Raw genomic sequence first — 26077 nt, 5'->3', positions numbered from 1 at the left:
TTGTTTCGTCCGCTTCAACCCGATGAGGATGGGCCGATTGCCGAGTCTTGTGCCAATACCAACCCAGATATCCCACAGCGCCTAATGCCAGTAAACCCGACAGTGCAAACGACGCATCGATACCCGACTCCGCTACGTGGTTGAGCAACCAGCCCGAGGCCACAGCGCCCAGGCCAATTCCGGCTTCGAGAGCAATGTAAACCGTAGCCATAGCCCGTCCGCGCGTGTGCTCATCGCTCAGGTCGGCGGTCCAGGCCTGTAAAGTCGGCGTATTCATACCCCACGACATACCGTAACAAATGGCCGCTGCCCAGAACCAGACTGGCGAATCAGTCAGGATCAACAGTACCATTGAGACAGCCAGAAACGCCGATGATATAAACAAGACAGGCACCCGACCGTAGCGGTCCGACGTACGGCTAAATAAGAGTCGTACAGCCAGCGAAGCAATCGTGTAAACCGTAAAGAATAAGCCTTTATTCGTAATTCCCAGCGACATACTCAGCGTTGAAATGACGGTCAGAACCACGCCCGACGAAAAAGCTTGCAGCAATTGTATGATGAAAGGTGGCAACGCATGCTTATCGAAAAGCTCGTCTTTCTTCAGACGTAGCAGACCAAACCGAAACGGCTGCCGATTCACCAGCGTTTCGGGCATCCGAAGCAGAATGCCGATAGAAAGTAACGCAAAAGCCGACGATGTCCAGAACATGACGTTCATCGAAAAATCGGTGGCCAGCCAGCTACCAATAGCAGGGCCCAGCGACATGCCCATGGCCGTGAATAATCCCAGCATACCCATCGCTTCGCCACGTCGGTCGGCAGGTACGACGTCGGCCACATAAGCCGACGTAGCGGTCGGTTTTGTACCCGTCGAAAAGCCGTGAATCAGACGTAGCGTCAGGAATCCCCAAACGGTAATTAAATACGGATATAGAAACCCGCAAATGAAGCACACCAACGACCCGAAGGCCATAACTGGTACCCGGCCAACCGTATCAGTGATTTTGCCGCTAAATGGTCGGGAAATACCCGCTGTAAATGTGAACAGAGCAATGATTAATCCTACGTATTCGCGGCCACCCAATTTGGTTAGATAAGCCGGTAATTCAGGAATCATCATTGAGAAACTGGCCGAGAACAGAAAGTTACTGACGCATAGTAACCAGAACGAAAGCGTATAAAGCGAAGGGCCGCGGGAAGCACGGCGGGCGGATAACGATTGAACGGCTGCCAAAATAAGATCCCCGTTGGGATTGGATGTAGGGACAAAGTTAGCCTACTACGCTGACCATTTGCTCAAAAACGACAAACTTTGACCAACCGGCTTTTTATTACCCAACCAGCCAATATGCCGCTGTTTATCGCTCTCGACAGGCAGCATAGTACTATGAGTAAAGCATACTTCACAGGAGATAGGTAGATTCGTGCTGTTTTAACCTAAATTTGCAGAACATAAGTATTTCTTTTTTCTCATGTCGCGTAACGTTAAAATTGGCCTGTTTCTTACCATTTCCATCCTGCTGACAACGTTTTCTTTTTACTTCTGGCAGGTTTTTAAAAGTCCGAACCTTCAGGTACAAGACAATGACAAGACCTTTGCCCTGCTCATTCGTAAAGGCGCTATGTTCGAGTCGGTCATGGACACGCTCAAAACGTATAAGGTCATCAACGACGAAACATCTTTCCGGTTTCTGGCCAAGATGATGAAATACCCTGAACTCGTCAAGGAAGGGCGTTACGAAATTAAACCCAAAATGGGAAACCGCGAAGCGCTGGTCAAATTACGTAGTGGCAATCAGGATGCGATGCCCGTTACGTTCAACAGTATGCGGCAGAAAAGCGATCTGATTCAACGGCTAGGCAGCAAATTCGAGTTTGGCCCCGAAGCACTGGGCAAGCTGCTGAACGATCCGGCAACCTGCGAAAAATTCGGCTTCGACACCACAACGATTGTCTGTATGTTTTTACCCAATACGTACGAGATGTTCTGGACCATCAAGCCCGAAGCGCTGCTGGAGCGTATGGGTAGTGAATACAAAAAGTTCTGGACCCCCGAACGGCAGGCGAAAGCGAAAGAGCTTGGCCTGACCCAAACGCAAACGCAGGTGCTGGCTTCCATTGTAGCCTCCGAAACCAACAAACGCGACGAGCAGCCCCGCGTAGCCGGTGTTTACCTGAACCGCTTGAAGAAAGGCATGAAACTCGAAGCCGACCCAACGGTTATTTTTGCGCTACGTGATTTTACCATCCGTCGGCTGCTTAATCGCCAGCTAACTGTCGATTCGCCGTATAATACGTATCGGTACACAGGCCTGCCGCCAGGTCCGATCAATCTTCCGGCTCCCGCTACGATTGATGCCGTTCTAAACGCAGAACAACATGATTATCTGTATTTTGTCGTGAATGCAAATTTCACTGGGTACCATACGTTCTCAAAAACCCTATCAGAACATATGGCCAACGCTCGGCTGTACCAGGCTGCTCTGACCCGTATGAAGATTATGAAATAAAATGTCCGTCGCTGGTTGTTATTGGCTGACCAGCGACTATTTTCCTATGATTACGCACGACGTTACAAATATCCGGGTTCGTTATTACGATACCGATCAGATGGGAATCGTTTATTACGGAAACTACGCCCGGTTCTATGAAATTGGCCGGGTTGAAACGCTACGTCATCTGGGGCTGACCTACAAAGAAGTGGAAGAAGGTGGCGTATCGATGCCCGTTTATGACCTCAACTCCCGCTTTATTCGACCCGCCAAATACGATGATCTGCTAACGATTCGCGTTACAATTCCGCAAATGCCGAAAACCCGGCTGATGTTCGATTACGAAATTTTCAATCAGGATGGTCAGATGCTCAATGCGGGTCAGACAACCCTGGTTTTCGTACGTACCGACACCGGTCGCCCCTGCGTAGCCCCTTCCGAGTTGATCGAAGCCACCAAACCTTTTTTTGAGCGATAGGTTACCTAAATAGTCGGTCAATAGTCAATAGTAGTCAGTCGATAGCAATCAGCCATTGTTAACTATTGACTGCCCACTAATCTCGCTACTATGTTCGACAAACTAATGGGGTTTTCCATGATGCGTAACGTCCGCATCTGGATGTACGACCACTATCCGTTTAATTCCCGAAATAGTTGGTACGTATTTCTGAAGAAAATGTTCGCCAAGATTTCGGATGAAGAGACAACCGAACGGGCAGCGTCGGTTTCCTACAGTCTTATTCTGGCTGTATTTCCCACAATCATTTTCTTCTTTACCCTCATTCCGTACATTCCGATTGACGACCTTCAAGCGCAGATTATGGGCTTCTTCCAGCGGCTCCTGCCCGGCGATACGTTCAGTACGGTCAATACAACCATTCACGACATCATCAGCCGCCCCCGGAGCAATGTGTTATCCATTGGTTTTTTGCTGGCGCTGTATTCGGCAACCAGTGGCGTAGTGGCTCTGATGCAGGCGTTCAACTCTGCCTACGAATGGTCGGATCGGCGTAGCTTTCTGAAAGTTCGGGGGGTGGCCGTTGGGCTAACGTTTATGCTGGCGTTCGCACTGATTCTGGCCGTTGTTGTCCTGATTATTGGGGGCGTAGTAAGCGATTACCTCCTCCATTTCGGCTTTCTGAACAACGTAGTGTTTGTGAATTTGCTGGCCATTGGCCGGTATCTGGTTGTGTTTGCCGTATTTGTGGGGGTAGTGTCAGTAATTTATCGCTTTGGTCCCGACGTCAACCTGAAATGGACGTTCATCCTGCCAGGAGCCGTTACAGCGTCGGTTTTGATCGTTCTTACTACGTTAGGGTTTTCGTACTACGTATCCAATTTTGGGTCTTACAACAAGCTGTATGGCTCTATCGGCACCCTCATTGCGCTGATGATCTGGATAAACCTTATTTCGCTGTTGCTCATCATTGGCTTTGACATGAATATCGCACTCTACAATCTTGAGGGCGACCAGAATCCTAGCGTTGCCGCTAAAACAACCGACAACGCCCCCGCCGATTAAATAAATTCAGGTAATTCGGGTACGTATTTTTGACCTGCCGTTCCCTAAAGAATTCGCCAAAGACTTTAGTACAAACTTTATTTTAGGTTATTATTTCACAGCGTTGTGTAAGTCTGCATAATTCGGCTGCTTGCCAGTTTTGCCAGTTTGCGACTAGTTATTTATGATTTCTGTTACTAACCAATCGAATCGCCTGCCGATGAGTCCGTATCTGAACCGGATCAAGCCGTGGGTGAGCGTTATCTGCACCTGCTATAATCATGAAGAGTATATAGAGCAGGCGCTTGACTCAGTAGTTAATCAGGATTATCCTAATGTAGAACTCATCGTCATTGATAACGGCAGCACAGACCGTTCCGCTGAACGCATCACGAAATTTGTTTCGTCCCATTCGGCTGTCAAGTTCATTGCCAACTCGACTAACCTCGGGCTGAACCGTGCGTTTAACCAGGGGCTGGCATTAGCAAACGGCCGTTATGTTATTGATCTTTCGGCCGACGACGTTTTACTGCCTGACCGCATCGCCCGACAAGCCGACACATTCGAACAATTGTCTGGTCCATACGCCGTTGTCTTCTCAAATGCTACATATATTAACTCCCAGGGTCAGGAAATAGGATGCCATTACGCTGTTGACAGAAAAGGTCATGCGAGAGCGCGCATACCCAGCGGCAATGTTTTCAAATCGATCTTGGAATCGTATTTCATCTGTACCCCCACCATGATGATGCGCCGAGACGTACTAAACGAACTCGGCGGCTACGACGAAACGCTCTCCTTTGAAGATTTCGACTTCTGGGTACGTTCGTCGCGGCTCTATCAGTATGCTTATGTCGATGAGGTGCTGATGAAAAAACGGCAACTGCCCAATTCGCTTTCGGCGCAGGTAGTACTTCCCAACAACGACCTACTTCGCTCCACGCTGGTTGTTTGCCAGAAAGCATTCGACCGCTGCCAGTCGCCCGATGAGTTTCGGACACTGGCCAGTCGTATTCGCACATTTATCCGTAAAGCCTTCTACGCCGAGCAGTTCGATTTAGCCTTACAATTTGGAAAACTCCTGCAGCAGATTGAGCGGCCCGACTGGTTATGTAGTCTGGTTTTAGGACTAAGTCGGCTGCACCCACCCGTTAATGGTCTTTACCGTGCCTACTGCAAATGGCGCACCACACATCGTATCACTACGTCCCCAACGAAACCGGTTTAGGCCATTTGTCGTTTACAGAGAAGGAAACCCTACTCTGCCGACCAGTTTTGCCATGAATGCTGAATTCATTAAACTTTATTCCGCTAACCCCGACCCACGCCGGATTGAACACATAGTAAAAGCGCTACGTGACGGCGCTGTTATCATTTATCCAACCGATACGGTTTATGGTATGGGTTGTGATATTCATAATGCACGAGCCGTTGAGCGAGTGGCGCGTATTAAGGGAATTAAACCAACTAAAAACGACTTCTCATTCATCTGCTACGATCTGAGCCACATTGCCGATTATGCCCGTGTCAGTAATCAGGCATTCAAGCTGATGAAGAAAGTATTGCCCGGTCCGTTTACGTTTATTCTCGAAGCGACGAACAGCGTACCTAAACTACTGAACACCAACAAAAAAACGGTGGGTATTCGGGTACCCGACAATAACATTCCCCGACAAATTGTGCATGAACTGGGGCATCCAATCATTACTACGTCGATCCGCGACGAAGACGAAATAATCGAGTATTCAACCGATCCTGAATTAATATTTGAAAAGTTTCAGAATCTGGTCGACATCGTGATCGACGGAGGCTATGGCGGTAACGTAGCGTCAACAATTGTTGATGCCACGGATGATGATTTTACCATCATTCGGCAGGGGCTGGGCGAACTAGTCCTTTGAAAAGTTCAAAAAAGGGCTTATACTTGCAATGTAGGGTTAGCGTTCCTTCACTATCGGGATGTAACCCTTTTTTTGTAAGTCATCATATTTTATAATATCAATATGCGTTTTTTGGTAGCCGCGCTCTCACTAGTGGCTTTATGTCAACTCACGGGTTGTTCTTCTCAATCTAAACAAGACGATACGTCAAAAACAGGTAAGATTACTACAGAAACATCAGCAGAGCCTCTAGATGCGGACAATGCCGAAAAATCAGCAACCAGCTCGCTGGCGTCAACCCGTTCGGTTTCAACAGGTGATTCTACGCTCGACTCGTTAACCTACGCTCCTACAGGCGCTCTCCTGCCCAAACACCGCATTTTCGCCTATTATGGCAATCCTCATTCCAAGAAAATGGGAATTCTGGGCGAGTATCCTAAAGAAGAAATGCTACGTCGGCTGGATGAAGAAATCAAGAACTGGCAGAAGGCCGATCCCGCTACACCGATTCAGCCTGCCCTTCATTTAGTAGCGATTTCGGCGCAGGGCGCTCCGGGTAAAGACGGTGGTTACCGCCTGCGGATGTCCGACAAAACGATCAAAAAAATATTAAAATGGGGCAATGAACATAAGGCTGTTGTTTTTCTGGACATCCAGCGCGGTCATGCTCCTCTTGGCGGAGAAATGGCCTATCTGGAAAAATACCTCAAGCTTCCTTTCGTTCACCTAGGCATCGATCCCGAATTTTCGATGGTAACGGGCCATAAGCCAGGCGCCAAAATTGGTAGCTACGACGCAGCCGATATAAATCAGGCTGTTCAGTTTTTAAGCCGGGTGGTTAAAGAAAACAAACTGCCGCCCAAAGTACTGGTTGTTCACCGTTTTACGCAGGGAATGATAAAGAATTACAAGAATATCAAACTCGACCCAAATGTTCAGATTGTGATGGATATGGATGGCTGGGGACCGCCTGTTCTGAAAAAAGATTCGTATCACGACTATATCCAGAAAGAACCTGTTCAGTACACTGGATTTAAGTTGTTCTACAAAAACGATTTCCGCAAACCCGGTTCACGTATCATGACTCCGGAAGAAGTGCTGGCCCTCGATCCTAAGCCAATGTACATTCAATACCAGTAAGTCCATCCTAGTTTCCAGTACGTAAAAAGGCCCCACTATCTACTAGTGGGGCCTTTTTACGTACTGGCGATTCGACTTGTTTATAATTACGCTCTAATGTGACTTTGTAGGGGTCAAAAGCAAATTTTCATACCGCTAAATCAATATATAAATAAACCAGATTGATCGGGCCTATTAACAATTCTCTAACAAAAACTAGAGTCAACTAATTCATTTACAAGACATTAAACCGATTTTCTCTCTAAGAACCAGCCTTCGTTCTGCCCTAACGTAAATTTGCGTAACATATTGTTGATAGTGCATGGGTTGATAATAGATATTTGTCTTACTACCTTACTGGCAGAACCTACCCCAGGGTAGCGTTAGTCACTTCTTTCACTAAAAAACTTTTCTAGTATGTTCAACCCTTTACGAAAAAGCAGGCTCTTTGCGGTACTAATCGGACTGTTACTTAGCGCTCCGTATGCTGGATTTGGTCAGATCGATCTCAAGGACGAGTCGAGAACGACTAAACTTTCTCCCGAACTCCTGAACATCCGGCTTAAAGAAAATCAGCAGAAAAGCTTTAGTACGAAAAGCGGAAATCTTCGGCAGGCAGCCTCATCGGAAGATATACCCCTGCAGAAAATTGAGATGACCCGTGTACGTAATGGCATGATCGCTATTAATGCGGTTGCTACCGGTGCAGATGGACAGGCGCTGCTTAACGATCTTCAGGCGCTGGGGCTTACACAAGGGGCTTATCACAAAAAGATTGTGTATGGCTACTTCCCCGTCAACAAATTAGATCTCCTTCAGAACGTAACAACTCTTCACATTGCCCGCCCAGCCTACCGACCTCATCACAATGCCGGGAAAGTTACTTCGCAGGGCGATACGGTTATGCGCGCCAATGTTGCCCGTCGTGTCCATAACGTATCAGGTGCAGGTTCTAAAGTGGGGGTTCTATCAGACTCCTATGACGCTCTACTGGGCGCTGCTGATGGCGTAGCTTCTGGCGATCTGCCCGCCGACGTACAGATTGTGAAGGATCTACCGATGGATGAAGATTCAACGCTTAGCGATGAAGGCCGGGCTATGGCCGAAATCGTTCATGACGTAGCACCCGGAGCCAGAATTGCATTCCATACCGCTTTCGACAGTTATGTTGATTTTGCCAACGGCATTATCCGTCTGGCGCAGGCTGGCTGTAATATCATTGTCGACGATGTCATTTACTTATCAGAGCCTTTCTTTCAGGATGGCATTATTGCACAAGCGGTCAATTATGTGAATAAAAACTGGGGGGTCACCTATTTTTCTTCAGCTGGTAATCAGGGACGTCAATCGTACAGTAGTGGCTTTCGTAATTCAGGAAAGCTCCCTCCGCTGCCAGCAGGCTATTCAATTCCTGGAAGTGCTGCCCATGATTTTGGCAATGGTAAAGTCACACAAAAACTAACGATTCCTGCGCGTGGTAGCGTTCAGATTATGCTACAATGGGCCGACCCGTTCTATTCAGAAAGTGTTGCCTCCGGGGGGGTATCGGGCGCAAAAACCGACATTGACCTTCTTGTCTATTACCGAGGTGTACTTCAGCCACAGCTCTCGAGCGGAAACCCGAACATCGGCGACGATCCTTATGAATATATTGCTTTTACCAATTCAGCGAATACTCCGCTGGAAGTCGAACTAGCGATTATTAAGTACGATGGTCCTGATCCAGCCCAGATCAAATGGGTTAATTTTGGAAGCAGTAGTACAATCGTTGAATTCAATACGCAAAGCTCAACCAGTTACGGTCATAACAATGCCCAGGGTGCGATTTCTGTTGGTGCAGCAGCCTGGTTCCAAACTCCTGGCTATAGCTCCAGACTGTATCCGTTGCCTCTTATCGAGTCGTTCTCATCGGCGGGTGGAACCCCCATTCTGTTTACTGAATATGGGCAGCCTATTCCGCCAGTTGTTCGGCTGAAACCAGAAATTGTTGCGCCCGATGGTGGTAATACTACGTTCTTTTATGGCCAGCAGTTGAATGATGGCGATACGTTCCCCAATTTCTTTGGTACGTCAGCAGCCGCTCCTCATGCCGCCGGAGCCGCTGCACTTTTGCAAGAAAAAGCTAAACTCGCCATGACTCCTGCCGACGTATTACTACGTTTACGGTCGACGGCCATTGACATGGATGATCCGCTCACCCCCGGCTTCGATACGGGCTTCGACTTCAGAACCGGTTTTGGCTTCATCCAGGTCGATAAAGCGATTATGATCGATGGACAGCCACTGGTAATTTTACCTCCGCTGTACGACTGTGCAACCGGACGAATTACGTTACGGACCAGTGGTGGCGATGGTACACCAATTACCTTCTCGGTTCCCGGCGTTACGCGCACATCGCCGACAAGTACAACAGGGATTGTCGAAGCTGGCTTACGTAATGACCCCAAAAACATCATCATTACCGCTACTCAGAATGGCATCACGGTTGTGTACGACTTCGACTTGGCTGCTGCCTGCAATAATCAGCCTCAGGCCCGTATCGCAGCGAACGAACCCGGAACAGGTCTGCAGGTAACTACACTCGGTAATCCTATTTCGACAGACTGGCTGGATATTGAAGTGCGGGGCGCGAAAGGCAAACCTCTTACGCTTCAGATTAATAATACACTGGGCGGAATCAACAGCAGTCGGGTAATCGACGAAGCAGGGCCTGTTGAACGGCACAAACTCCACCTAGGACATACATCAGGGCTGTATTTCTTACAGGTCACTACGCCGGGCGAAACCAAAACCATTAAAGTGGTTCGGCAGTAAATCCGGTTCGCCACGTAGTAAAAAAGCCTCGCTGATCATCAGCGAGGCTTTTTTACTACGTTTATAAATCAGTTACCGATTCTCAACCAGTTCCTTGAATTCATCTACCGTTACGTCCTGCGTTACAGTAGTTAATTGCGTTTTAGCATACTCGATGATTTTGTCGTCATATACCTGATTGAACGTATTGGTATAATTCTGACCATTATTTTTCTCATCCATCAAGTAGTTACGGGCAATACGGTCGATGGTTTTGGTCATTTCTTCATCGTCCGTGTTAGCAAAGCCAAACTGCTCACGAACCATCTTCCGCGTCGCTTCCAGCACTTCCTCGAACTCAACTTTTATATCCGCTTTTTCGGCGATCTTGTTTTTAATAAGTTGCAGTTTCACTGACTTCGTGAAATCGTCGTATTGCTCGTCAATCTGCTCAGGAGTAAACTTACCTTCGTTGACTTCGAGTAGCCAATTTTTCAGAAATTCATCCGGCAATAAAATTGGGGTACTGTCGAGCAGCATTTTCTCAATGTCTAACCGCAACAGTTGGGTCGATTCACGAACGTAGTTACTCCGAATAACCTCAGCAACTTTCGTGCGGAACTGCTCTTCATCCTGAACCGCACCAGCTCCCAGTACTTTATCGAAAAGCTCCTGATTTAGTTCTGCGGGTTCATGGCGGGTAATATCATCAACTTCAAATGTGAATTCACCTGTCAGGTTCGCGGCTTCTTCCGGCTTAGCGCCTGTTGCGTTGGCACGCGCTTTTTCATCAGGAAATGCCTGATCCAGCACAAACGTAACAACGTCACCTTTTTTCTTACCAATAAACTGACCTTTCGAGTCATCGGCCATCTTATTCATCGGAAGGGCCGTTTTAGCGGAAAAGCCTTCTTCACCTTCCGCTACGTTCACCTGCTTCAGTTCGCCATAAATGGTATCGCCTTCGCCAACTTCTTCTCCGTGAGCGTGCGTATGAAACCGCTGCTGCAGGTCGGCAATCGTACTGTTTACTTCCGCTTCACCAGCCTGGATCTCGTATTGAGTTACGCTTGGCAGATCGCTGAAATCTATGTCAAATTCTGAAGCCAGGCCAAGTGTATAACTAAAGGCAAAATCAGTCTGATTATCCCAGTCGATGGCGTCAGCTTCCTCCCGATTGGGAACCGGATCACCAACAACCTGTAATTTATTTTCACGGATATACTGACTAACGGTCCGGCTTAGCATTGAGTTGATTTCATCAACCAGAATACTCTTACCATACATTTTCTGCACTAAAGAAGCCGGTACATGACCAGGCCGAAAACCCTTCAACTGAACTTTCCGACCGTAGTCTTTCAGTTTCTTATCAACTTCTGGCTTATAGTCGGCTGGGGTCAGGGTTATTTTCAGCGAGGCATTGGTGTCGCTGGCTTTTTCTAAAGTAATATCCACGTTTGTATTGGTTTAAAATGGTGAATGAGCGAATGAGAGATTGAGCGAATATTAGTCAATGCGACAAAATACCATTCACTCATTCACTCACCCACTCATTCAAAACTTTGTACGGGCGGAGGGACTCGAACCCACACACCTTGCGGCACCAGATCCTAAGTCTGGCACGTCTACCAATTTCGCCACGCCCGCAGTCTGTTGTTCGTACAGCGGCTCGCTGTTTGAACTTTTCAGGCTGCAAAAGTAAGAAATTTTTTATTTGTTTGCCAATTCAAGCAGAATTTTTCCGAGGCCATCTAAAATTACAGCCCAATCTTAAAGACAACGGATAAATTTAGTTAGACCGCCACGTCAATTTTTTATTATTAATTTGTTATCTTGGTAGTACGAGTACAACCTATAGCTATTACCTGCAACGAAGTCGTGTATGATGAATGCAATTGAGCGTCGACCCAACGCTGAACCCGTGATTGATTTAGAACTGGAGCGGCAGGAAATTCTGAAACGCTACCGGCGATTACTACGGGCAGCCAAACCAATGCTGAAAGGTGACGACGCCAAGCTGATAAAACGCGCGTTTAATACCTCTGCCGAAGCCCATAAAAACATGCGTAGGCGTTCGGGAGAGCCTTACATTTACCATCCACTAGCCGTGGCCCAAATCGCGGTTGAGGAAATTGGACTAGGAACTACCAGCATTGTTGCTGCGCTGCTCCACGACGTAGTAGAAGATACCGACACGACCATCGCCGATATTGAACGGTCATTCGGCCCTAAAGTTTCCCGCATTATTGATGGTCTGACCAAAATTTCGGGCTACTTCGAATATGGTTCCTCGCAACAGGCTGAGAATTTCCGTAAAATGTTGCTGACCTTGTCGGACGACGTACGGGTTATTCTGATCAAACTTGCCGACCGCCTTCACAACATGCGAACGCTGGAGTCGATGCCGCGCGACAAGCAGTTGAAAATTGCCTCGGAAACGATCTATATCTATGCCCCTCTTGCTCACCGACTGGGATTATATACGATTAAATCAGAACTGGAAGACCTGTACCTGAAGCATGTAGAGCCCGAAGCGTACAAAGATATTGCCAAAAAGCTGCGTGAAACCCGACTGGCCCGCGATCGTTTTATCGGCCGTTTCATTGAACCGATTGAGAAAGATCTTGCCGAAACGAATATCAAGTATGTTGTTAAGGGACGTCCTAAATCCATTTACTCAATTTGGAACAAGCTGAGCAAATCGAAAAAGCCGTTTGAGGAGATTTACGATTTGTTTGCGGTTCGAATCATTCTGGACGTACCGCCTGAAGAGGAAAAAGCAGCCTGCTGGCGGGCCTATTCAATTGTGACGGATCATTACAAACCCAATCCCGATCGATTGAAAGACTGGATTAGTACGCCCCGGGCAAATGGTTACGAATCGCTCCACACTACGGTCATGAGCAAACAGGGGCAGTGGGTGGAAGTACAGATTCGTACCCAGCGGATGAACGAAATTGCCGAAAAAGGCTACGCTGCTCACTGGAAATACAAAGGAAACGATACGCAAACCGGAGCGGGTATCGAAGCCTGGATTAGTCAGGTACGCGATATGATCGAGTCAGCGGGCAGTGGCGATAAGAAAGCTGCTATTGAATTTGTCGATGATTTCCGCAGTAACCTGTACAGCGAGGAAGTATTTGTATTTACGCCTAAAGGTGATCTACAGGTATTGCAGCGCGGAGCGACCGCGCTCGATTTTGCCTTCGACATCCATACCCAGATTGGGGCGCGTTGTATGGCCGCCAAGGTCAATAACACACTTGTACCGCTTAGCTACGTTCTCCAAAATGGCGATCAGGTCGAAGTCATTACGTCGAACCGCCAGAAACCCAATGAAGACTGGTTACGGTTTGTCGTTACGTCGAAAGCAAAAACCAAGATTAAAGATTTAATCAAGGAAGAAAATAAGCGATACGTAACGGATGGTCGGGAGATGGTTAATAAGCGGCTGCGGTTGCTCCGAATGGAGATGACCAATGAGCTCATTAACCAATTGCGGGCTTATTTCGGATCGAAAACCACCGATGACTTTTTTTATCGCGTTGGTAAAGGTCATATCGACGTTCAGGAATTAAAGAAATTTAAGGCCGATAAGGAAGCCAAAGAAAACCGTACGAATAAACTCAATACCGATACGTTGCCCGATGCAAAAGCTTTTGTAAAAGAGCTTAAGAAAATCCACGGTGAACGGGCCGACGCCGATATGTTGCTCATTGGTGAAGACATGGATCGGATTGATTATACACTGGCAAAATGCTGTAATCCCATTTCGGGCGATGATGTATTCGGCTTTGTGACCATTAATGAAGGCATTAAAATACATCGTGTTACGTGTCCCAACGCCGTTGAGTTAATGTCGAATCACGGCAACCGGATCATTAAGGCGAAATGGACGTCGCAGAAAGAACTGGCTTTTCTGGCCGGTCTTCGCATTACGGGTACCGACCGGGTCGGATTAATCAATGACGTAACACGGATTATCAGTAACGAATTACATATTAATATGCGCTCGGTGGCCATCGACTCAAAAGATGGCATCTTTGAGGGAAACATTCGGCTCTACGTTCACGACACTGCCCATCTGGAAACCCTCATGCGAAAAATAGAACGCGTCGCGGGCGTGTTTGAAGTCGTGCGGTTCGATTCGTAGCCAGTTCAAGCTTTCAGATCCCACTGGTCAATTTAACTAGCCTTCAGAAACATTGAGAGTTGGAATCTGAAACTTTGAATTATAAACTACAAACCTTGCTTACCTTTGCACTTTCACTTAATTGGATCTGGATATGCCTGCTCCGACACAATCGAATTTAGAGGCAGCGATGATGATTTTCCGGGCTTATCTTGAACGGAAAGGTCTACGGAAAACTCCCGAACGCTTTGCCATCCTTGAAGAAATTTATAACCGGCAGGATCACTTCGACGTGGATGAGTTGTACATCTCGATGAAAAACAAGAAGTATCGCGTTAGCCGGGCCACGGTTTATAATACGCTGGACGTACTGGTCGATTGTGATCTGGTAACCAAACACCAGTTTGGACGAAATCTGGCGCAGTACGAAAAATCCTATGGCTATCGTCAGCACGATCACCTGATCTGTACGGATTGCCACAAGGTGATGGAATTCTGTGATCCACGCGTACAAAACATACAGAATATGGTGGGCGACATGCTGAAGTTCAAAGTAATGCACCATTCCCTGATTTTTTATGGCTCCTGCGCGCGGGATTTCTGCGAAAATCGCCAGGTAACGGAAAAGGATGAACAGGGCGTACAGGTACCTGTTGAAGGCTAGTTATATGTATGATGTAAGACTATAATGTCGTTTCAGCCATGCTGCTCACATTACACTTCTTGCATTACTTTCCCGATATATTCAGCCATCATCAACAAAGGCTTGACTACACGTAGTGAATTTGTCTAATCACAGCCGTTTCAGCGGCCAATCATAATGATCGATGTTTTATTAGGCCTCCAGTGGGGCGACGAAGGAAAAGGTAAAATCGTGGACGTACTGGCGCCACAATACCAGGTTGTAGCTCGTTTTCAGGGCGGTCCTAACGCCGGGCACACACTCGAGTTCAACGGGCTAAAGCACGTATTACACCAGATTCCGTCTGGTATTTTCCGTAATGATATTCTTAATATCATCGGCAACGGCGTAGTACTGGACCCGATCGTCTTTAAGAAAGAAATCGACGGACTGGCTAAATATAATCTGGAGCTGACGCAAAACCTCCAGATTTCCAAGAAAGCTTCGATTATCATTCCTACCCACCGACTCCTGGACGCAGCTTATGAGCAGGCCAAAGGAGATTCGAAAATTGGATCAACCCTGCGCGGTATCGGACCCACGTATCAGGATAAAGTAGCTCGTCAGGGTTTACGGGTTGGTGACGTACTGTCGCCAAATTTTACGGAGAAATACAACAAACTGGTTGCTACGCATAAGGTTATTCTGGATCAGAATAATTTCGATTATGCATCCGTTCTGCCCCAGGCTGAATCCGAGTTCTTTGGAGCGGTTGAGTTTATGAAACAGTTCCAACTGACGGATAGTGAGTACGTAGTGAATAACGCGCTGACTGACGGGAAGAAGATATTAGCCGAAGGTGCACAAGGCTCATTGCTGGACATCGACTTCGGTTCGTACCCATTTGTGACCTCATCCAACACCATGACGGCAGGCGCCTGTACTGGATTGGGGGTAGCTCCTCGCCAAATTGGCGACGTTTATGGAATTTTTAAAGCGTATTGTACCCGCGTCGGCAGCGGCCCCTTCCCTACCGAACTCAATGACGAAACGGGTGAGCGTATTCGGCAGGAAGGTCGTGAGTTTGGCGCAACAACTGGTCGTCCGCGCCGATGCGGCTGGCTGGATCTGCCCGCTCTAAAATACGCCATCATGATCAACGGGGTTACGCAGCTGGTGATGATGAAGGTCGACGTCCTGAATATTTTCGATGAAATCAAGGTCTGCACGCATTATCAGTTGCCCGACGGTAGCCTTACGGAGCAGCTGCCTTACGATCTCTGCGACACGGACGTAACACCAGTTTACAGAACGTTTAAAGGTTGGCAGGCAGATTTGACCGATATCCGGTCGTTCAGCGATGTACCAGCGGAACTGGCTACGTATGTTTACTTTCTGGAAGATTCACTCGGATTGCCCATTAATTTTATTTCTACCAGCCCTGACCGTGAAGCGATTATTCATCGTCAGGCTGTAATTGCGTAAAGAATCATACGCTTATAAATTAGTTGTTACGTCGTTGTTCGACCCCGCTGGCAACAGATGGTTATAGAAAACCAAAGCTATAAGCATCTATCGCCAGCGGGGTCGACTACTACCAGTACGCTTAAATTAATTGTATAATGTCAGCCCGGAATTTCTATCAGACTTTTTACCAGAGCGATTCCCTTTTTCGTCTGGCTGACGATGTATGGGACGCACCAGTAACGCAGCTGGCGGATGAGTCCGCTCCGCAAATAATCGTTGAAACAACCGATTTACTTGCGGAGTTAGATGCCCTGTCCGCTAAACCATCATCAACTGACGTAGCAGTAACTTTAGGCAATTCAGCAGTAGAACTTCCTGTTCCAGAATCAGTTGTATCCATTCCAGCGCCTGAGCCATTACCTCAACCTCCAGTACGTCCGACGGTTCCGTCGATTTTACCGCCTATTCAACAGCAACCTCGCCTGCCCCAATTAAACCACAAAGTTCTACTGCTGGCCGACGAGGAATTAGACCCTAGTAATCTGCTGTTTCTGGAGAAGATTCTGAAAGCCGTTAGCCTCAACGTCAATGGAGTTGATCTGCTTAATCTGCACGGCGTTCAGGGTATGAATTTCGCTGAATTGCTGCGCGGTAAATACATTAATCATTTCATTACGTTCGGCGTGCCGTTTGAACGAATTAACCTCGATATCATGATGGACCGTTACGCTCCGGTCCGGTTTGAGGGCATTACGTTCCTGATGGCCGACTCATTGCCAACTATCGAAGCCGATCAAAACCTGAAAAGACGGCTCTGGGGCGCTCTACAGCGAATGTTTTTACGATAACGAGATACGTATCGAAACCGCTTAATTCATGACGGGTTTTCGGGATAATACCCAGTTTCTTATTTCGGACAACGTGCCGTCAAAATGAACGCTGGTCTGTGCTGTTGAGCGAGTGGCTTTACCTGTTCCTCTTTCCAGATCTAATGTCATCTGGCAGGACAAGGTGCCGGGATACCGTCGGGCTTCAATCTGAACGATAGAATCCGTTAGCCATTTAATTTCATCTGCACTCCATACATCATCTTGTAGATCGAAGAGTAGCACGTGATCATGCGTTCGATAAATGAATGGTTTGTAAATCCAATGGCTCATTCGAATCTCAGCCATTTCGAACTGGATTTGGTACGTACCATCAGGAGAAGTACTATCTTTCATTTCCATAAAGTTTTACTTTACCGTCTGTTCATCGACAATTGTTTTTAACTCCTCAAACTCAGGGGAAGGCGTTTCTTTTAGTTCGTTATATCGCTGAGTAAACAACTGGATATATTGCTGTAATGTATTTCCATCAGGCGATGTATAATGGATATCCGCCCCTCTCCGGATCAGTAACAGACAAACATCCCAATATTCAAAAGACGAAGCAAAAAGCAGGGGCGAATAATTCCGGGTGTATTGATCGTACGTAGCGACTACATCGATTTTTGCCCCCCGATCAAGCAGCAATTTCACTTTTTCTACAGAGTCCTCTCCACCCGAACGAATCGCTTCATACAGAATTGGTACGTTGTTTTCTCCATTTGCATTCGGATCGGCGCCGTGGTCAAGGAAAAATTTTAGCTGGTCGGACGTAGCGTTCCAGACGATAGCCGCATGTGTTGACACCCTTGCCGGGTTCGTGCTGTTGATCGTCGCTCCAGCCGCTATCAGTAATTCAAGAATACGTTTCGTTTTTTCCCAGTCTCGCGAGTAAGGACTATAATGGGTAGCCGTGTAATCGAGAATGGTTTGTTTTTGGTCGATATCCAGGTCATTAATCTGAAGCACTGGCTCACGCAGTAACTCGTCAACTTCTTCTATATCATCGTCATAAATAGCGGACATAATGGTCTTTCGTTGTTGATCTGGAAAATATCGAGAGCCATCGTAATCTGATTTGTCGTATTTAATCGCACTAATCAAGTCTTTTGCGCCAGTACTAGCGCTATCAAGCAACATAACAGCAAAGGGAAGCAGCACTAGAGCGAAAGCAGTGTATTTAGCCCACGGAAACGGTATCAGGTTGAGTATTAGTAATAGAACAAGAGCAATAGTTGCCAGATTCAGAATAGCCTGTCCCATACCCTGGCCGGCCGCATCGCCCCCTTTCGTTGGAGAAAGAAACGATATAGCAAGCAATAAGCCCAGGATAGCAACGAATACCCAGTTTATAACTATAATGTATTTGAGCATGGTTATCAAGAGGAAGTAGATGACCAGATGCCGCGAAGCTGCTACGAAAAACGAACAAAGCCCATGAAGAATAAGTAGCTGGTAGATTTGAGTGAGTAAGTAGCATACTTTGCCATGTACAATACACAACAGATTCTTTTACGGATCGACCTACCGTCAACTTATTAAAAATATTTCATGTTCAACCTACGCTGCCTTGCGTCTATTGAGTACTATTTGCGTATTTACAACCGTTTTTGTTAGTAGCAACCTGACCCGGCAGCCCATTGGATGTCCGACTTTATAATGACGCTTATCAAACGCCTTCGCACCTTATTTTTCCCTAATACGTCGTCTCCCCCGTCGATGCCTCCAGTTGTTAGCTTCGCTACCCTACCCGACTATACGGCTCAACGGATTACACAAAAACCTGATAGTGAATTAGCTCCACCTGTTACGTTATCTCCGGTTAGCCAGCCCAGCCAATTGCCCGATTGGGTTACTGACGACGAGTCAATACGTGACGAGGGGGTTTTATTCGGCCTCTCTGATGCTTCTCCTGATGGGAAACTTGCCCAAATTCGGGCCGTTTTTGCCCAGCAAACGGCTCCTCTGGACGAAGCAATCGAGCAACATTCAGAAAGAATAGCCGAGTTTAATATGTTCATTGAACAACGTCAGAACCAGATTTTTTCTTTGCGTGATCAGCTTTTAGCCTTACAAAATAGCCAGCCTGCTCCCGGTAATCTGATTCGGACAGTGGCGAGTCTGTGCCTCTCAGTCATCATGTGCGTTGGTAATTTCTTTCTAATCGACGTAATGCTGTATCCTTCTTTTCCAAATCGATGGGTTGCGATAGGCGTGTTTTTGGCTGGTATGTTCAATTTGTTCGGGCGTACGTCGTTCTTTTATGAAACTGACTCTAAACTGTCGGGGAGACGGATTGTTGAAGAAGTAGGTATGCCGCTCGCCACATCTGTTTTCGTACTGGTACAATCTTTGCAAACACAGTCTATAGGGGCTTCTATTGGCCTGTTCGTTTTTGTCTTTTTCATGTTTCTGCTGTCCGGCAAGCTCTTACTCAGTACGTTGACAGGCTTACAGAGTGAGTTACGTATTCTGGAACAGAATCGTCAGCTTATTGTGAGCAAAGAGCAGCATATACCAGCCTTGAGCGCTGAAATTGCCCGGCTCGAACGGGAGGTTGACACAATTCGAGCGCAGAAGTGGCCAATCGTCACTACGCTTAATCATATTGAGGCAAACCTCAGTCAGTTGAACGCTCAGCGTGATAGACTTGTTAATTTGTTTTTGAGTGAATTCGAGCTGGCCCGCAGTATTCGTGACCGATTGACTGAGCAACAGCGTAAACTAATGATGGATTATAAATGATAAACGATTACTATTCTGTTTAACACTCAGGGATTAAGCCCATTATAATTCATCATTTGTCATTCATTATGGAACCAACAAGCAATCCTGATTTTCAGCATGGCTACGCTAGTGGCGTAGAAGGCGTTGACCGGGAAACATACGAAGGCTATTTATCCAGCCAGATCAATACCGACTGGCTTTCGGAACGTATTCAGGAAAAGCGAACCGAGCTGGATCGTACCGAACGGCAGCTGACGGAGGCTACTGATGCGAACCGGGCAGCTTATGCAGATCTGCAAAACCACACGCTTCAGGTCGAGCGGTTGGATAAACAGGTCAAGCAAAAAGAAGCCGACCGCCAGGCGCTGGAAACGGATCGGGATAATCTTCGGGAACGTCGGACCAAAGCGGCCCCTGACTATTCATTGCTAGCCGGGATTTTATTCCTGATAGCCGGTATTTCGTTTTTGGCGGGCGATTTAATCATCTCTCACGAGATTGTCGCCTACGCGCTGAACATACGAAACACCGACGAAGCCTGGGCTTTTGCGGTTGGTCTGGCGATGGTGTCGATTCTGCTGAAACCTGCTTATGACCGGTTGATTGAAAAACCTTACCAGGAAAAGCCCGAAGAGAATCGCACCAAATACGAGCGGTTTAAGATTGCCCTCGCTGTGTTTTCAGTACTGACGCTGGCCGTTCTGGGCTGGTTCCGATATGAAGCGTATCGAACCGATCAACTCAAGGCGGCTATCAATAAATCCGTTCGGCAACTCCAGTTAAACACTGATCCAACGGCGGCCGTGCAGACGCTTAGTCCGTCGGTAATGAACAAAATTGAAAAGCAACTGAGTGAGTCAAGCGAATTGAATCTGGCGCTGGTAAATAGCCCCTGGGCATTGCTGTCGTTTGTGTTGAGTGGCATCCTTTTCGCACTGGCTGGGGCCGTCTGTTTAGGAATCGCGCTGCCCGTTTTATCGGCTTTCTGGTTCCGCTGGCTGCAAGCCGATATTAAACTCTGGAAACTACGTCGGCGCATAAAGCGGCTGGACAAGGAAATAGCGCCACTCGACGCCCAACTGGCCGAGCAAAGAACACGGCAGAATGTTTTGCAGCACAACCTTGATCTGTTACCTAACCTCAGCGAGTTGAAAGAGCAACGTCAGAGCATTGTATCGGAACTGAACGAACTCCTTGCCGAGTTCAAACTCGCTCAGACAGACAGTCGTATTAGTAATTTCAACGATGGGTATGGTCAGGGCGAAGCTACGCGTACGAACCTGAGTGACGATGAACAGCGGCAGTTACGTAAAGAAATGCTGTCCTTGCACAACAGTAATCGATCTCGAACGGCTGAACCCCGCCCAAACACTACGTTATCCGACAAGGGTTCGAATGGCAAGCACCAAAGTCTGCGACCATATCAGACCATTCGTAAGTTTTTATCGGACGAACTATAAGGGAATATGATCTTTAAACGTAACGGTTTCTCCTGCAGTCAGGCGGCAGAGGTCGTTGCGTTTTCAGGCAATAGCTATACCGGCCAGCAAGCCCCCCAGAATCAATACGTAAGGCGGGATCTTTGTGTAAAGCAGTATTGCAATAGTTATTAAAACAATGACTACAGACGGCCAGTGAGGAGCCATCGGCTCAAAAAGGGCCATGGCTGCGGCTGCCGTCAGGCCGGTACTCGCGGCATTTATTCCTTCGAGCGAAGCCCGTACGACGCGATATCGTTTTAGCTGTTCCCAGAAGCGATACACAAAGAAGATGAGGAACGTACCGGGCAGAAAAATACCGGCTGTCGATACTACGCTTCCCCACAGTTGACCGTGCATTCCAGAATCGCGCATGGATAAAGCCCCGATGTATGACGCAAATGAGAAAACAGGCCCCGGTACGGCCTGCACCAATCCCAGCCCCGACAGGAATTCTTCATGGGTCAGATAGCACTTAAAGGCCACGAACTCATTGTAGAGCATTGGCGTCAGCACCTGCCCTCCCCCAAAAACGAAACTACCGTTCCGATAAAAATTTTCGAACAACCGTACGGGTAAAGATTGTGTTATGGCACCTAGTATGGCAGCCCCCACAAACACGCCTAACCACAGAAAAAAATTAGCCCATTGGACACGCAGAGGCTGTTTGTCCATTCGCTGTTGCTTTTGATACGTCAACGCTGTTGTAAGCCCACCCACCAGCAAAACAATAGGGGTCATTACAGGCGATCTGAAGGTATATCCCACCAGTGCAGCAGTCAGTGCAAGGGCCAGACTAACATTATTTTTAATGACTTTTCGCCCAATTCGGTATCCGGCGACAATCATAAACCCAACGGCCATGGGCTGAATAAACCGGGCAAATTGCAACGAGAGCTGATGTTTTTCCAGATAGTAAACCCCCATCCCGGCAGCGGTCATAATGCTTACCGCCGGTAAGATCCAGACAAACAACGTAACATAAGCCAGATTTGGACCGCCAATCTTAAACCCAACTGCCGTGATGGTCTGGGTTGACGTAGGGCCGGGAAGAACCTGTCCGAGCGCGTTCAGTTCCAGTAGTTCGTCTTCTGTGATGTATCGTCGTTTTTGTACAAAACGCTCGTGAATCAAATCCAGATGCACCTGTGGTCCACCAAACGTTTTCAGCGCCAGAATCAGCACATCTTTCAAAAAGATGATGTATCGAATTCGGCGGACAGGCTTAACGGTCGGTAGATGTGGCAGCATTAGCTAATGTCATTCGCAGTGGTTCAGTGGTCATTTAGTAGTAGTCGTTAATCAAACAACCCTAAATGACCACTGTGTAACTATTTCTTTTTTAAGCCTAATTCCATCAAACGCTCGTCTAAAAACTCACCCGCTGTCATGTCTACATACAACTTTGGGTGCTTCGCGTCAATGCAACTTTCCAGACTAGTCAAGTCCATATCGGCGCGGGGATGCATAAAGAATGGAATCGAATAGCGTGACTGATTCATTTTCTCGCGCGGAGGGTTTACCACCTGGTGAATCGTTGATTTTAGCTTATGGTTGGTTAATCGGTCGAGCATGTCGCCTACGTTTACGACCACCTGATCGGGTAAGGCTGTAATACCGATCCATTTTCCATCGCGACGTAGCACTTCCAACCCATCGGCCGACGCGCCCATCAGCAACGTAATGAGGTTAATGTCGCCATGAGCCGCAGCCCGCACAGCGCCATCGGGCGTCGTTTCAGGGTCGAGCGGAAAGTAATGCAATGCGCGCAGAATGCTGTCGCCGTTGCTCACTTTATCGTCGAAGTAATTTTCAGGGAGTTCCAGATAAATGGCAATAGCACGTAGTAACTGCTTCCCTGCGTTTTCGAGGGTTTTATACGCTTCCAGAGTTGCCTCACTAAATTCAGGAAACTCTTCTGGCAATACGTTGGCAGGCATATCATCAACAGGATCAGGCTGACCAATGTGATAAAACTCTTTTAAATCGGCCACTTTGAAGCCTTTGGCTGTTTCCTTGCCTTTGCCGATGTAGCCCCGCTGCCCATTTAACTCAGGGTGCTCATACTTCCTCTTCAGGTCGTCCGGAGCCGAGAAAAACTTTTGTGCTGAATCATAGAGCCGTTTCGTTAATTCGTCGGTGAGGCCGTGGTTACGGATTGCCACAAAACCAATCTGATTAAATGCACGACCCAAATCCTGCACAAAACGAGCTTTCCGCTGGGGGTCGCCAGCGGTGAAATCTGCCAGATCTAATGACGGAATTTCATTGTATAATTCTTCGGATAACATATACTAATCCATTTTCGCAAAAATACAAAAGGGCGTGGTAAAACAGTCCGCCGTTGCGGTTATCGAGTCATAAAATTGCAGAGTTGGCTAACCTCGCCCTGAGCTTTACAGCTTTATGATTCGATAACCGCAACGGCGGACGTTCTATCGCTTTTCCAGCGTTAACTAAAATTCTTTCCAACCTTATTCCAGTCTACTACGTTCCAGAAAGCGGTAACGTATTCAGGCCGGCGATTCTGATATTTCAGATAATAAGCATGTTCCCATACATCAAGCCCTAAAATAGGCGTGCCTTTTTTCTCGGCTAGAGCCATTAGCGGATTATCCTGATTGGGTGTTGTAACAATGTCAATGTCGTTACCGCTCTTGATAAGCCATACCCAGCCCGAACCAAACCGAGCCGTAGCAGCCTTGCCCCACTCCGTTTTGAAATTATCGAATGAGGTAAATTTCTTGTTAATCGCATCAGCAAGCGCTCCTTTTGGTGCACCACCGGCGTTTGTTCCCATGATATTCCAGAAAAACGTATGATTCCAATGGCCGCCAGCATTGTTACGTACCGCAGCGGGTGTACTGGCATTCACGCTTTTCACCAGCGCTTCAATATCCATTTTTGCCATATCGGTACCGGCCACTGCTTTATTCAGATTATCCACATAGGCTTTATGATGCTTGCCGTGGTGAATTTCCATTGTTGCTTTATCAATATGCGGCTCAAGTGCGGCAGCATCGTATGGTAAAGGAGGTAATTTGAACGGTCCTTCGGCCTGTACGGTGCCAAATGAGCGGAAAGCGACCAGCCCGGCCGAAGCCCCAAAGGCCAATTTCAAAAACTCGGAGCGATTCATGCGAATGTTGGTTTTTGGAGAAACAAAAAAGCGTCTAATAAACAACCTGTTTCAACCAGGGATGTTCATTAGACGCAAAGAAAGGAGATTTTTGTATGCTGCGGCACAAAGCGCGCAGATACTTTATCCGCTACGTTTAGTCGTAGGCAATCCGGCTTAATATACTACGCCCAAGCGTGACCTCGTCGGCATATTCAAGATCGCCCCCGATTGGAACGCCCCGTGCGATGGTCGAAATCTTTAGATTAAAGGGCTTGAGTTTTTTCTGAAGATAAAATGCCGTTGTGTCCCCTTCCATCGTTGGGCTGATCGCCAGAATGATTTCGCGCACCTGCTCTCCTTCAGAACCCTTCAAGCGTTCCATCAGCGAGTCGATTTGCAGATCACTCGGCCCGATGCCTTCAACCGGGGAGATAATACCGCCCAGTACGTGGTAGAGCCCCTTATATTGAGCTGTGTTCTCAATGGCCAGTACATCGCGCGTATCTTCAACCACACAAATCAGCGACTGATCGCGCTTATGACTCGCACAAATGGTGCACAAATCGTTATCTGAAAGGTTATGACACTTCTGGCAATACTTAACGTTCAGCCGCATGGCCGTCAGGCTCTGGGCCAGGGCTTCGGTCTGTTCTTCATCGCGTTTCAACAAATGCAGCACCAGCCGGAGGGCAGTTTTCTTCCCGATTCCCGGCAATTTCGATACTTCGTTTACCGCGTCTTCTATAAGTTTGGATGGGTACTCCAAAATAAGTGATGTGTTATAAGTTATAAACGGTCCGCCGTTGCGGTGATGAGTAGCTGGCGGTGAACGACAACTCATCGCTCATCGACTGTGCCCATCACTAATTTAAAACTTCCGCTGAGATACCCCGGCGACAGATTTCATTACGCATAGGCACCAGCTCTTCCCAGGAACCGTTCTTTACGGAGCATTTGCCCTTGTAATGAATGAGCAATGTACACTGTTCAGCCTGTTCGGGCGTGTGGCTGCATACGTCAATCAACGTATCGATTACGTGGTCGAAGGTGTTGACGTCATCGTTAAAGACGACAAGGTTATGAACGTCGGTATCAACGACTTCATCCAGCACATCAACATCAGTCGACCAGTCGTTTTCTTCAAAAGGTTGCATGGGATCGAAAAACGTATTTATTAAGCAAATTTACGGCAAAAGTGCTTTATCGGAAAGCGATAGACTTTTATTAGCTGTATGACTAATTCCAGTACAAAACTAATCTGTTACGTCCGTCGGCCTTCTGCGAAATAATTATTCCCATCTCAGGACGCCGGATATTGGAGAAATCCCCTGTTTAATCAACACCAATTTGTGGCTATTAGTTTGCCCCAAGGCCGTAAAATAGGCGTTCAATAACTGTAAATACGAAGCTTCATTAAACATATTTATATACTTATTGTCAGATACTTACCTTGACAATTTGTACCACTACGTAGTAAATTTGAGGTTGGCTTCAAATCCTCCGGGCCGACTAAATCACCCGTAGATCAATTTAAAGGGATTCAGGTCATTTTAGTCAGTGCAGAATCCAGTGGTTATATGTTTTTGCAAAAAAATTACTCCATCAATGTGAGGTCATAAAGTCCAAAATTGTCTCTATTAAGTACTACGCAATAATTGACAGGCTGTATGTCCTTTTTACCGTTACAGTATGATGAAAATAATGCCGGACGTTCGCCGTTTTTGGCCGATCAGCCGTCCGGTACGGCCGCGAAAGTAACGGATGATGAACTGATTCTAAGACAGTTATTTGCTCTGGAAGCCAAAAACGGTTTTGCTCTGTTGTTCAGGCGGTATTACGCCAACTTAGTGAATCACGCAGTCCGGTTTGTTTACTC

The 26077-nt window shown here is 47.3% G+C and carries 22 protein-coding genes, 1 tRNA gene and 1 pseudogene; 14 read left to right on the top strand and 10 right to left on the bottom strand.

Features of this window, described 5'->3' with window-relative positions; all coding sequences use genetic code 11:
- The coding region (locus tag ACOJS8_RS05520; protein WP_420147533.1) for an MFS transporter at positions 1 to 1237 on the bottom strand (1237 nt) is incomplete at its 3' end.
- Positions 1238 to 1475: 238 nt separating this feature from the next.
- On the opposite strand from ACOJS8_RS05520, the gene mltG reads away from it, so the two are divergent.
- The 7 genes from mltG to ACOJS8_RS05485 all read left to right on the top strand — a co-directional run bounded on the left by mltG (position 1476) and on the right by ACOJS8_RS05485 (position 9809).
- The gene (mltG, locus tag ACOJS8_RS05515) at positions 1476 to 2513 is read left to right on the top strand and encodes an endolytic transglycosylase MltG (protein ID WP_420147532.1); all 1038 of its coding nucleotides are present in this window, start codon (positions 1476 to 1478) and stop codon (positions 2511 to 2513) included.
- Between the two features lie 46 nt (positions 2514 to 2559).
- Positions 2560 to 2973, top strand: a complete 414-nt coding sequence (locus ACOJS8_RS05510; RefSeq protein WP_420147531.1) for an acyl-CoA thioesterase — start codon at positions 2560 to 2562, stop codon at positions 2971 to 2973.
- A gap of 90 nt (positions 2974 to 3063) precedes the next feature.
- Positions 3064 to 4017: a YihY/virulence factor BrkB family protein gene (locus ACOJS8_RS05505; RefSeq protein WP_420147530.1), complete on the top strand. Its 954-nt coding sequence runs from the start codon at positions 3064 to 3066 to the stop codon at positions 4015 to 4017.
- Between the two features lie 163 nt (positions 4018 to 4180).
- Positions 4181 to 5224, top strand: coding sequence for a glycosyltransferase (locus ACOJS8_RS05500; RefSeq protein WP_420147529.1), 1044 nt, complete (start codon positions 4181 to 4183; stop codon positions 5222 to 5224).
- Between the two features lie 52 nt (positions 5225 to 5276).
- On the top strand, positions 5277 to 5897 hold the full coding sequence (locus ACOJS8_RS05495; RefSeq protein WP_420147528.1) for an L-threonylcarbamoyladenylate synthase: 621 nt from the start codon (positions 5277 to 5279) through the stop codon (positions 5895 to 5897).
- A gap of 102 nt (positions 5898 to 5999) precedes the next feature.
- Positions 6000 to 7016 (top strand): hypothetical protein, encoded by a 1017-nt coding sequence (locus ACOJS8_RS05490; RefSeq protein ID WP_420147527.1) that lies wholly within the window; start codon positions 6000 to 6002, stop codon positions 7014 to 7016.
- Positions 7017 to 7412: 396 nt separating this feature from the next.
- Positions 7413 to 9809 (top strand): S8 family serine peptidase, encoded by a 2397-nt coding sequence (locus tag ACOJS8_RS05485; RefSeq protein WP_420147526.1) that lies wholly within the window; start codon positions 7413 to 7415, stop codon positions 9807 to 9809.
- 72 nt (positions 9810 to 9881) lie between these two features.
- Here the strand turns inward: ACOJS8_RS05485 and tig are convergent, their stop codons facing one another.
- Both tig and ACOJS8_RS05475 read right to left on the bottom strand, forming a co-directional pair.
- On the bottom strand, positions 9882 to 11243 hold the full coding sequence (gene tig, locus ACOJS8_RS05480; RefSeq protein WP_420147525.1) for a trigger factor: 1362 nt from the start codon (positions 11241 to 11243) through the stop codon (positions 9882 to 9884).
- Between the two features lie 110 nt (positions 11244 to 11353).
- Positions 11354 to 11435 (bottom strand) — tRNA-Leu (locus ACOJS8_RS05475).
- 235 nt (positions 11436 to 11670) lie between these two features.
- Here ACOJS8_RS05475 and ACOJS8_RS05470 point away from each other — a divergent pair.
- The 4 genes from ACOJS8_RS05470 (at position 11671) to ACOJS8_RS05455 (ending at position 16857) form a co-directional block, all read left to right on the top strand.
- Complete coding sequence (locus tag ACOJS8_RS05470; RefSeq protein WP_420147524.1) at positions 11671 to 13941, top strand: RelA/SpoT family protein; 2271 nt, start codon at positions 11671 to 11673, stop codon at positions 13939 to 13941.
- Positions 13942 to 14074: 133 nt separating this feature from the next.
- The gene (locus ACOJS8_RS05465) at positions 14075 to 14584 is read left to right on the top strand and encodes a Fur family transcriptional regulator (protein WP_420147523.1); all 510 of its coding nucleotides are present in this window, start codon (positions 14075 to 14077) and stop codon (positions 14582 to 14584) included.
- Positions 14585 to 14740: 156 nt separating this feature from the next.
- Positions 14741 to 16027, top strand: coding sequence for an adenylosuccinate synthase (locus ACOJS8_RS05460; RefSeq protein WP_420147522.1), 1287 nt, complete (start codon positions 14741 to 14743; stop codon positions 16025 to 16027).
- Between the two features lie 137 nt (positions 16028 to 16164).
- Positions 16165 to 16857: a hypothetical protein gene (locus ACOJS8_RS05455; RefSeq protein ID WP_420147521.1), complete on the top strand. Its 693-nt coding sequence runs from the start codon at positions 16165 to 16167 to the stop codon at positions 16855 to 16857.
- Positions 16858 to 16878: 21 nt separating this feature from the next.
- On the opposite strand, the gene ACOJS8_RS05450 is transcribed toward ACOJS8_RS05455, so the two are convergent.
- On the bottom strand, positions 16879 to 17232 hold the full coding sequence (locus tag ACOJS8_RS05450; RefSeq protein WP_420147520.1) for a hypothetical protein: 354 nt from the start codon (positions 17230 to 17232) through the stop codon (positions 16879 to 16881).
- Between the two features lie 12 nt (positions 17233 to 17244).
- A complete protein-coding gene (locus ACOJS8_RS05445; RefSeq protein WP_420147519.1) occupies positions 17245 to 18249 on the bottom strand; it encodes an ankyrin repeat domain-containing protein in 1005 nt (334 codons plus the stop codon).
- Positions 18250 to 18534: 285 nt separating this feature from the next.
- Between ACOJS8_RS05445 and ACOJS8_RS05440 the strand changes: the two genes are divergently transcribed.
- Positions 18535 to 19620: a hypothetical protein gene (locus ACOJS8_RS05440; RefSeq protein WP_420147518.1), complete on the top strand. Its 1086-nt coding sequence runs from the start codon at positions 18535 to 18537 to the stop codon at positions 19618 to 19620.
- A gap of 68 nt (positions 19621 to 19688) precedes the next feature.
- Positions 19689 to 21062 (top strand): hypothetical protein, encoded by a 1374-nt coding sequence (locus ACOJS8_RS05435; RefSeq protein WP_420147517.1) that lies wholly within the window; start codon positions 19689 to 19691, stop codon positions 21060 to 21062.
- A gap of 63 nt (positions 21063 to 21125) precedes the next feature.
- Here ACOJS8_RS05435 and chrA read toward each other — a convergent pair whose 3' ends face one another.
- The 5 genes from chrA to ACOJS8_RS05410 all read right to left on the bottom strand — a co-directional run bounded on the left by chrA (position 21126) and on the right by ACOJS8_RS05410 (position 25355).
- Complete coding sequence (gene chrA, locus ACOJS8_RS05430; RefSeq protein ID WP_420147516.1) at positions 21126 to 22331, bottom strand: chromate efflux transporter; 1206 nt, start codon at positions 22329 to 22331, stop codon at positions 21126 to 21128.
- A gap of 80 nt (positions 22332 to 22411) precedes the next feature.
- On the bottom strand, positions 22412 to 23371 hold the full coding sequence (locus tag ACOJS8_RS05425; protein WP_420147515.1) for an isopenicillin N synthase family dioxygenase: 960 nt from the start codon (positions 23369 to 23371) through the stop codon (positions 22412 to 22414).
- 161 nt (positions 23372 to 23532) lie between these two features.
- Positions 23533 to 24219 carry a superoxide dismutase gene (locus ACOJS8_RS05420; RefSeq protein WP_420147514.1) on the bottom strand — a complete coding sequence of 229 codons (687 nt, stop codon included), beginning with the start codon at positions 24217 to 24219 and terminating at the stop codon, positions 23533 to 23535.
- A gap of 136 nt (positions 24220 to 24355) precedes the next feature.
- The gene (gene recR, locus ACOJS8_RS05415; protein WP_420147513.1) at positions 24356 to 24967 is read right to left on the bottom strand and encodes a recombination mediator RecR; all 612 of its coding nucleotides are present in this window, start codon (positions 24965 to 24967) and stop codon (positions 24356 to 24358) included.
- A gap of 97 nt (positions 24968 to 25064) precedes the next feature.
- The gene (locus tag ACOJS8_RS05410) at positions 25065 to 25355 is read right to left on the bottom strand and encodes an ATP-dependent Clp protease adaptor ClpS (protein WP_420147512.1); all 291 of its coding nucleotides are present in this window, start codon (positions 25353 to 25355) and stop codon (positions 25065 to 25067) included.
- Positions 25356 to 25868: 513 nt separating this feature from the next.
- Between ACOJS8_RS05410 and ACOJS8_RS05405 the strand changes: the two are divergent.
- Positions 25869 to 26077: pseudogene (locus tag ACOJS8_RS05405) on the top strand (RNA polymerase sigma-70 factor); the annotation flags it as partial.

Source organism: Spirosoma sp. (genome assembly GCF_048594605.1).
GTDB lineage: Bacteria > Bacteroidota > Bacteroidia > Cytophagales > Spirosomataceae > Spirosoma.
The sequence above is the reverse complement of the archived record's forward strand: the minus strand, read 5'-3'. Positions and strand labels throughout refer to the sequence as shown.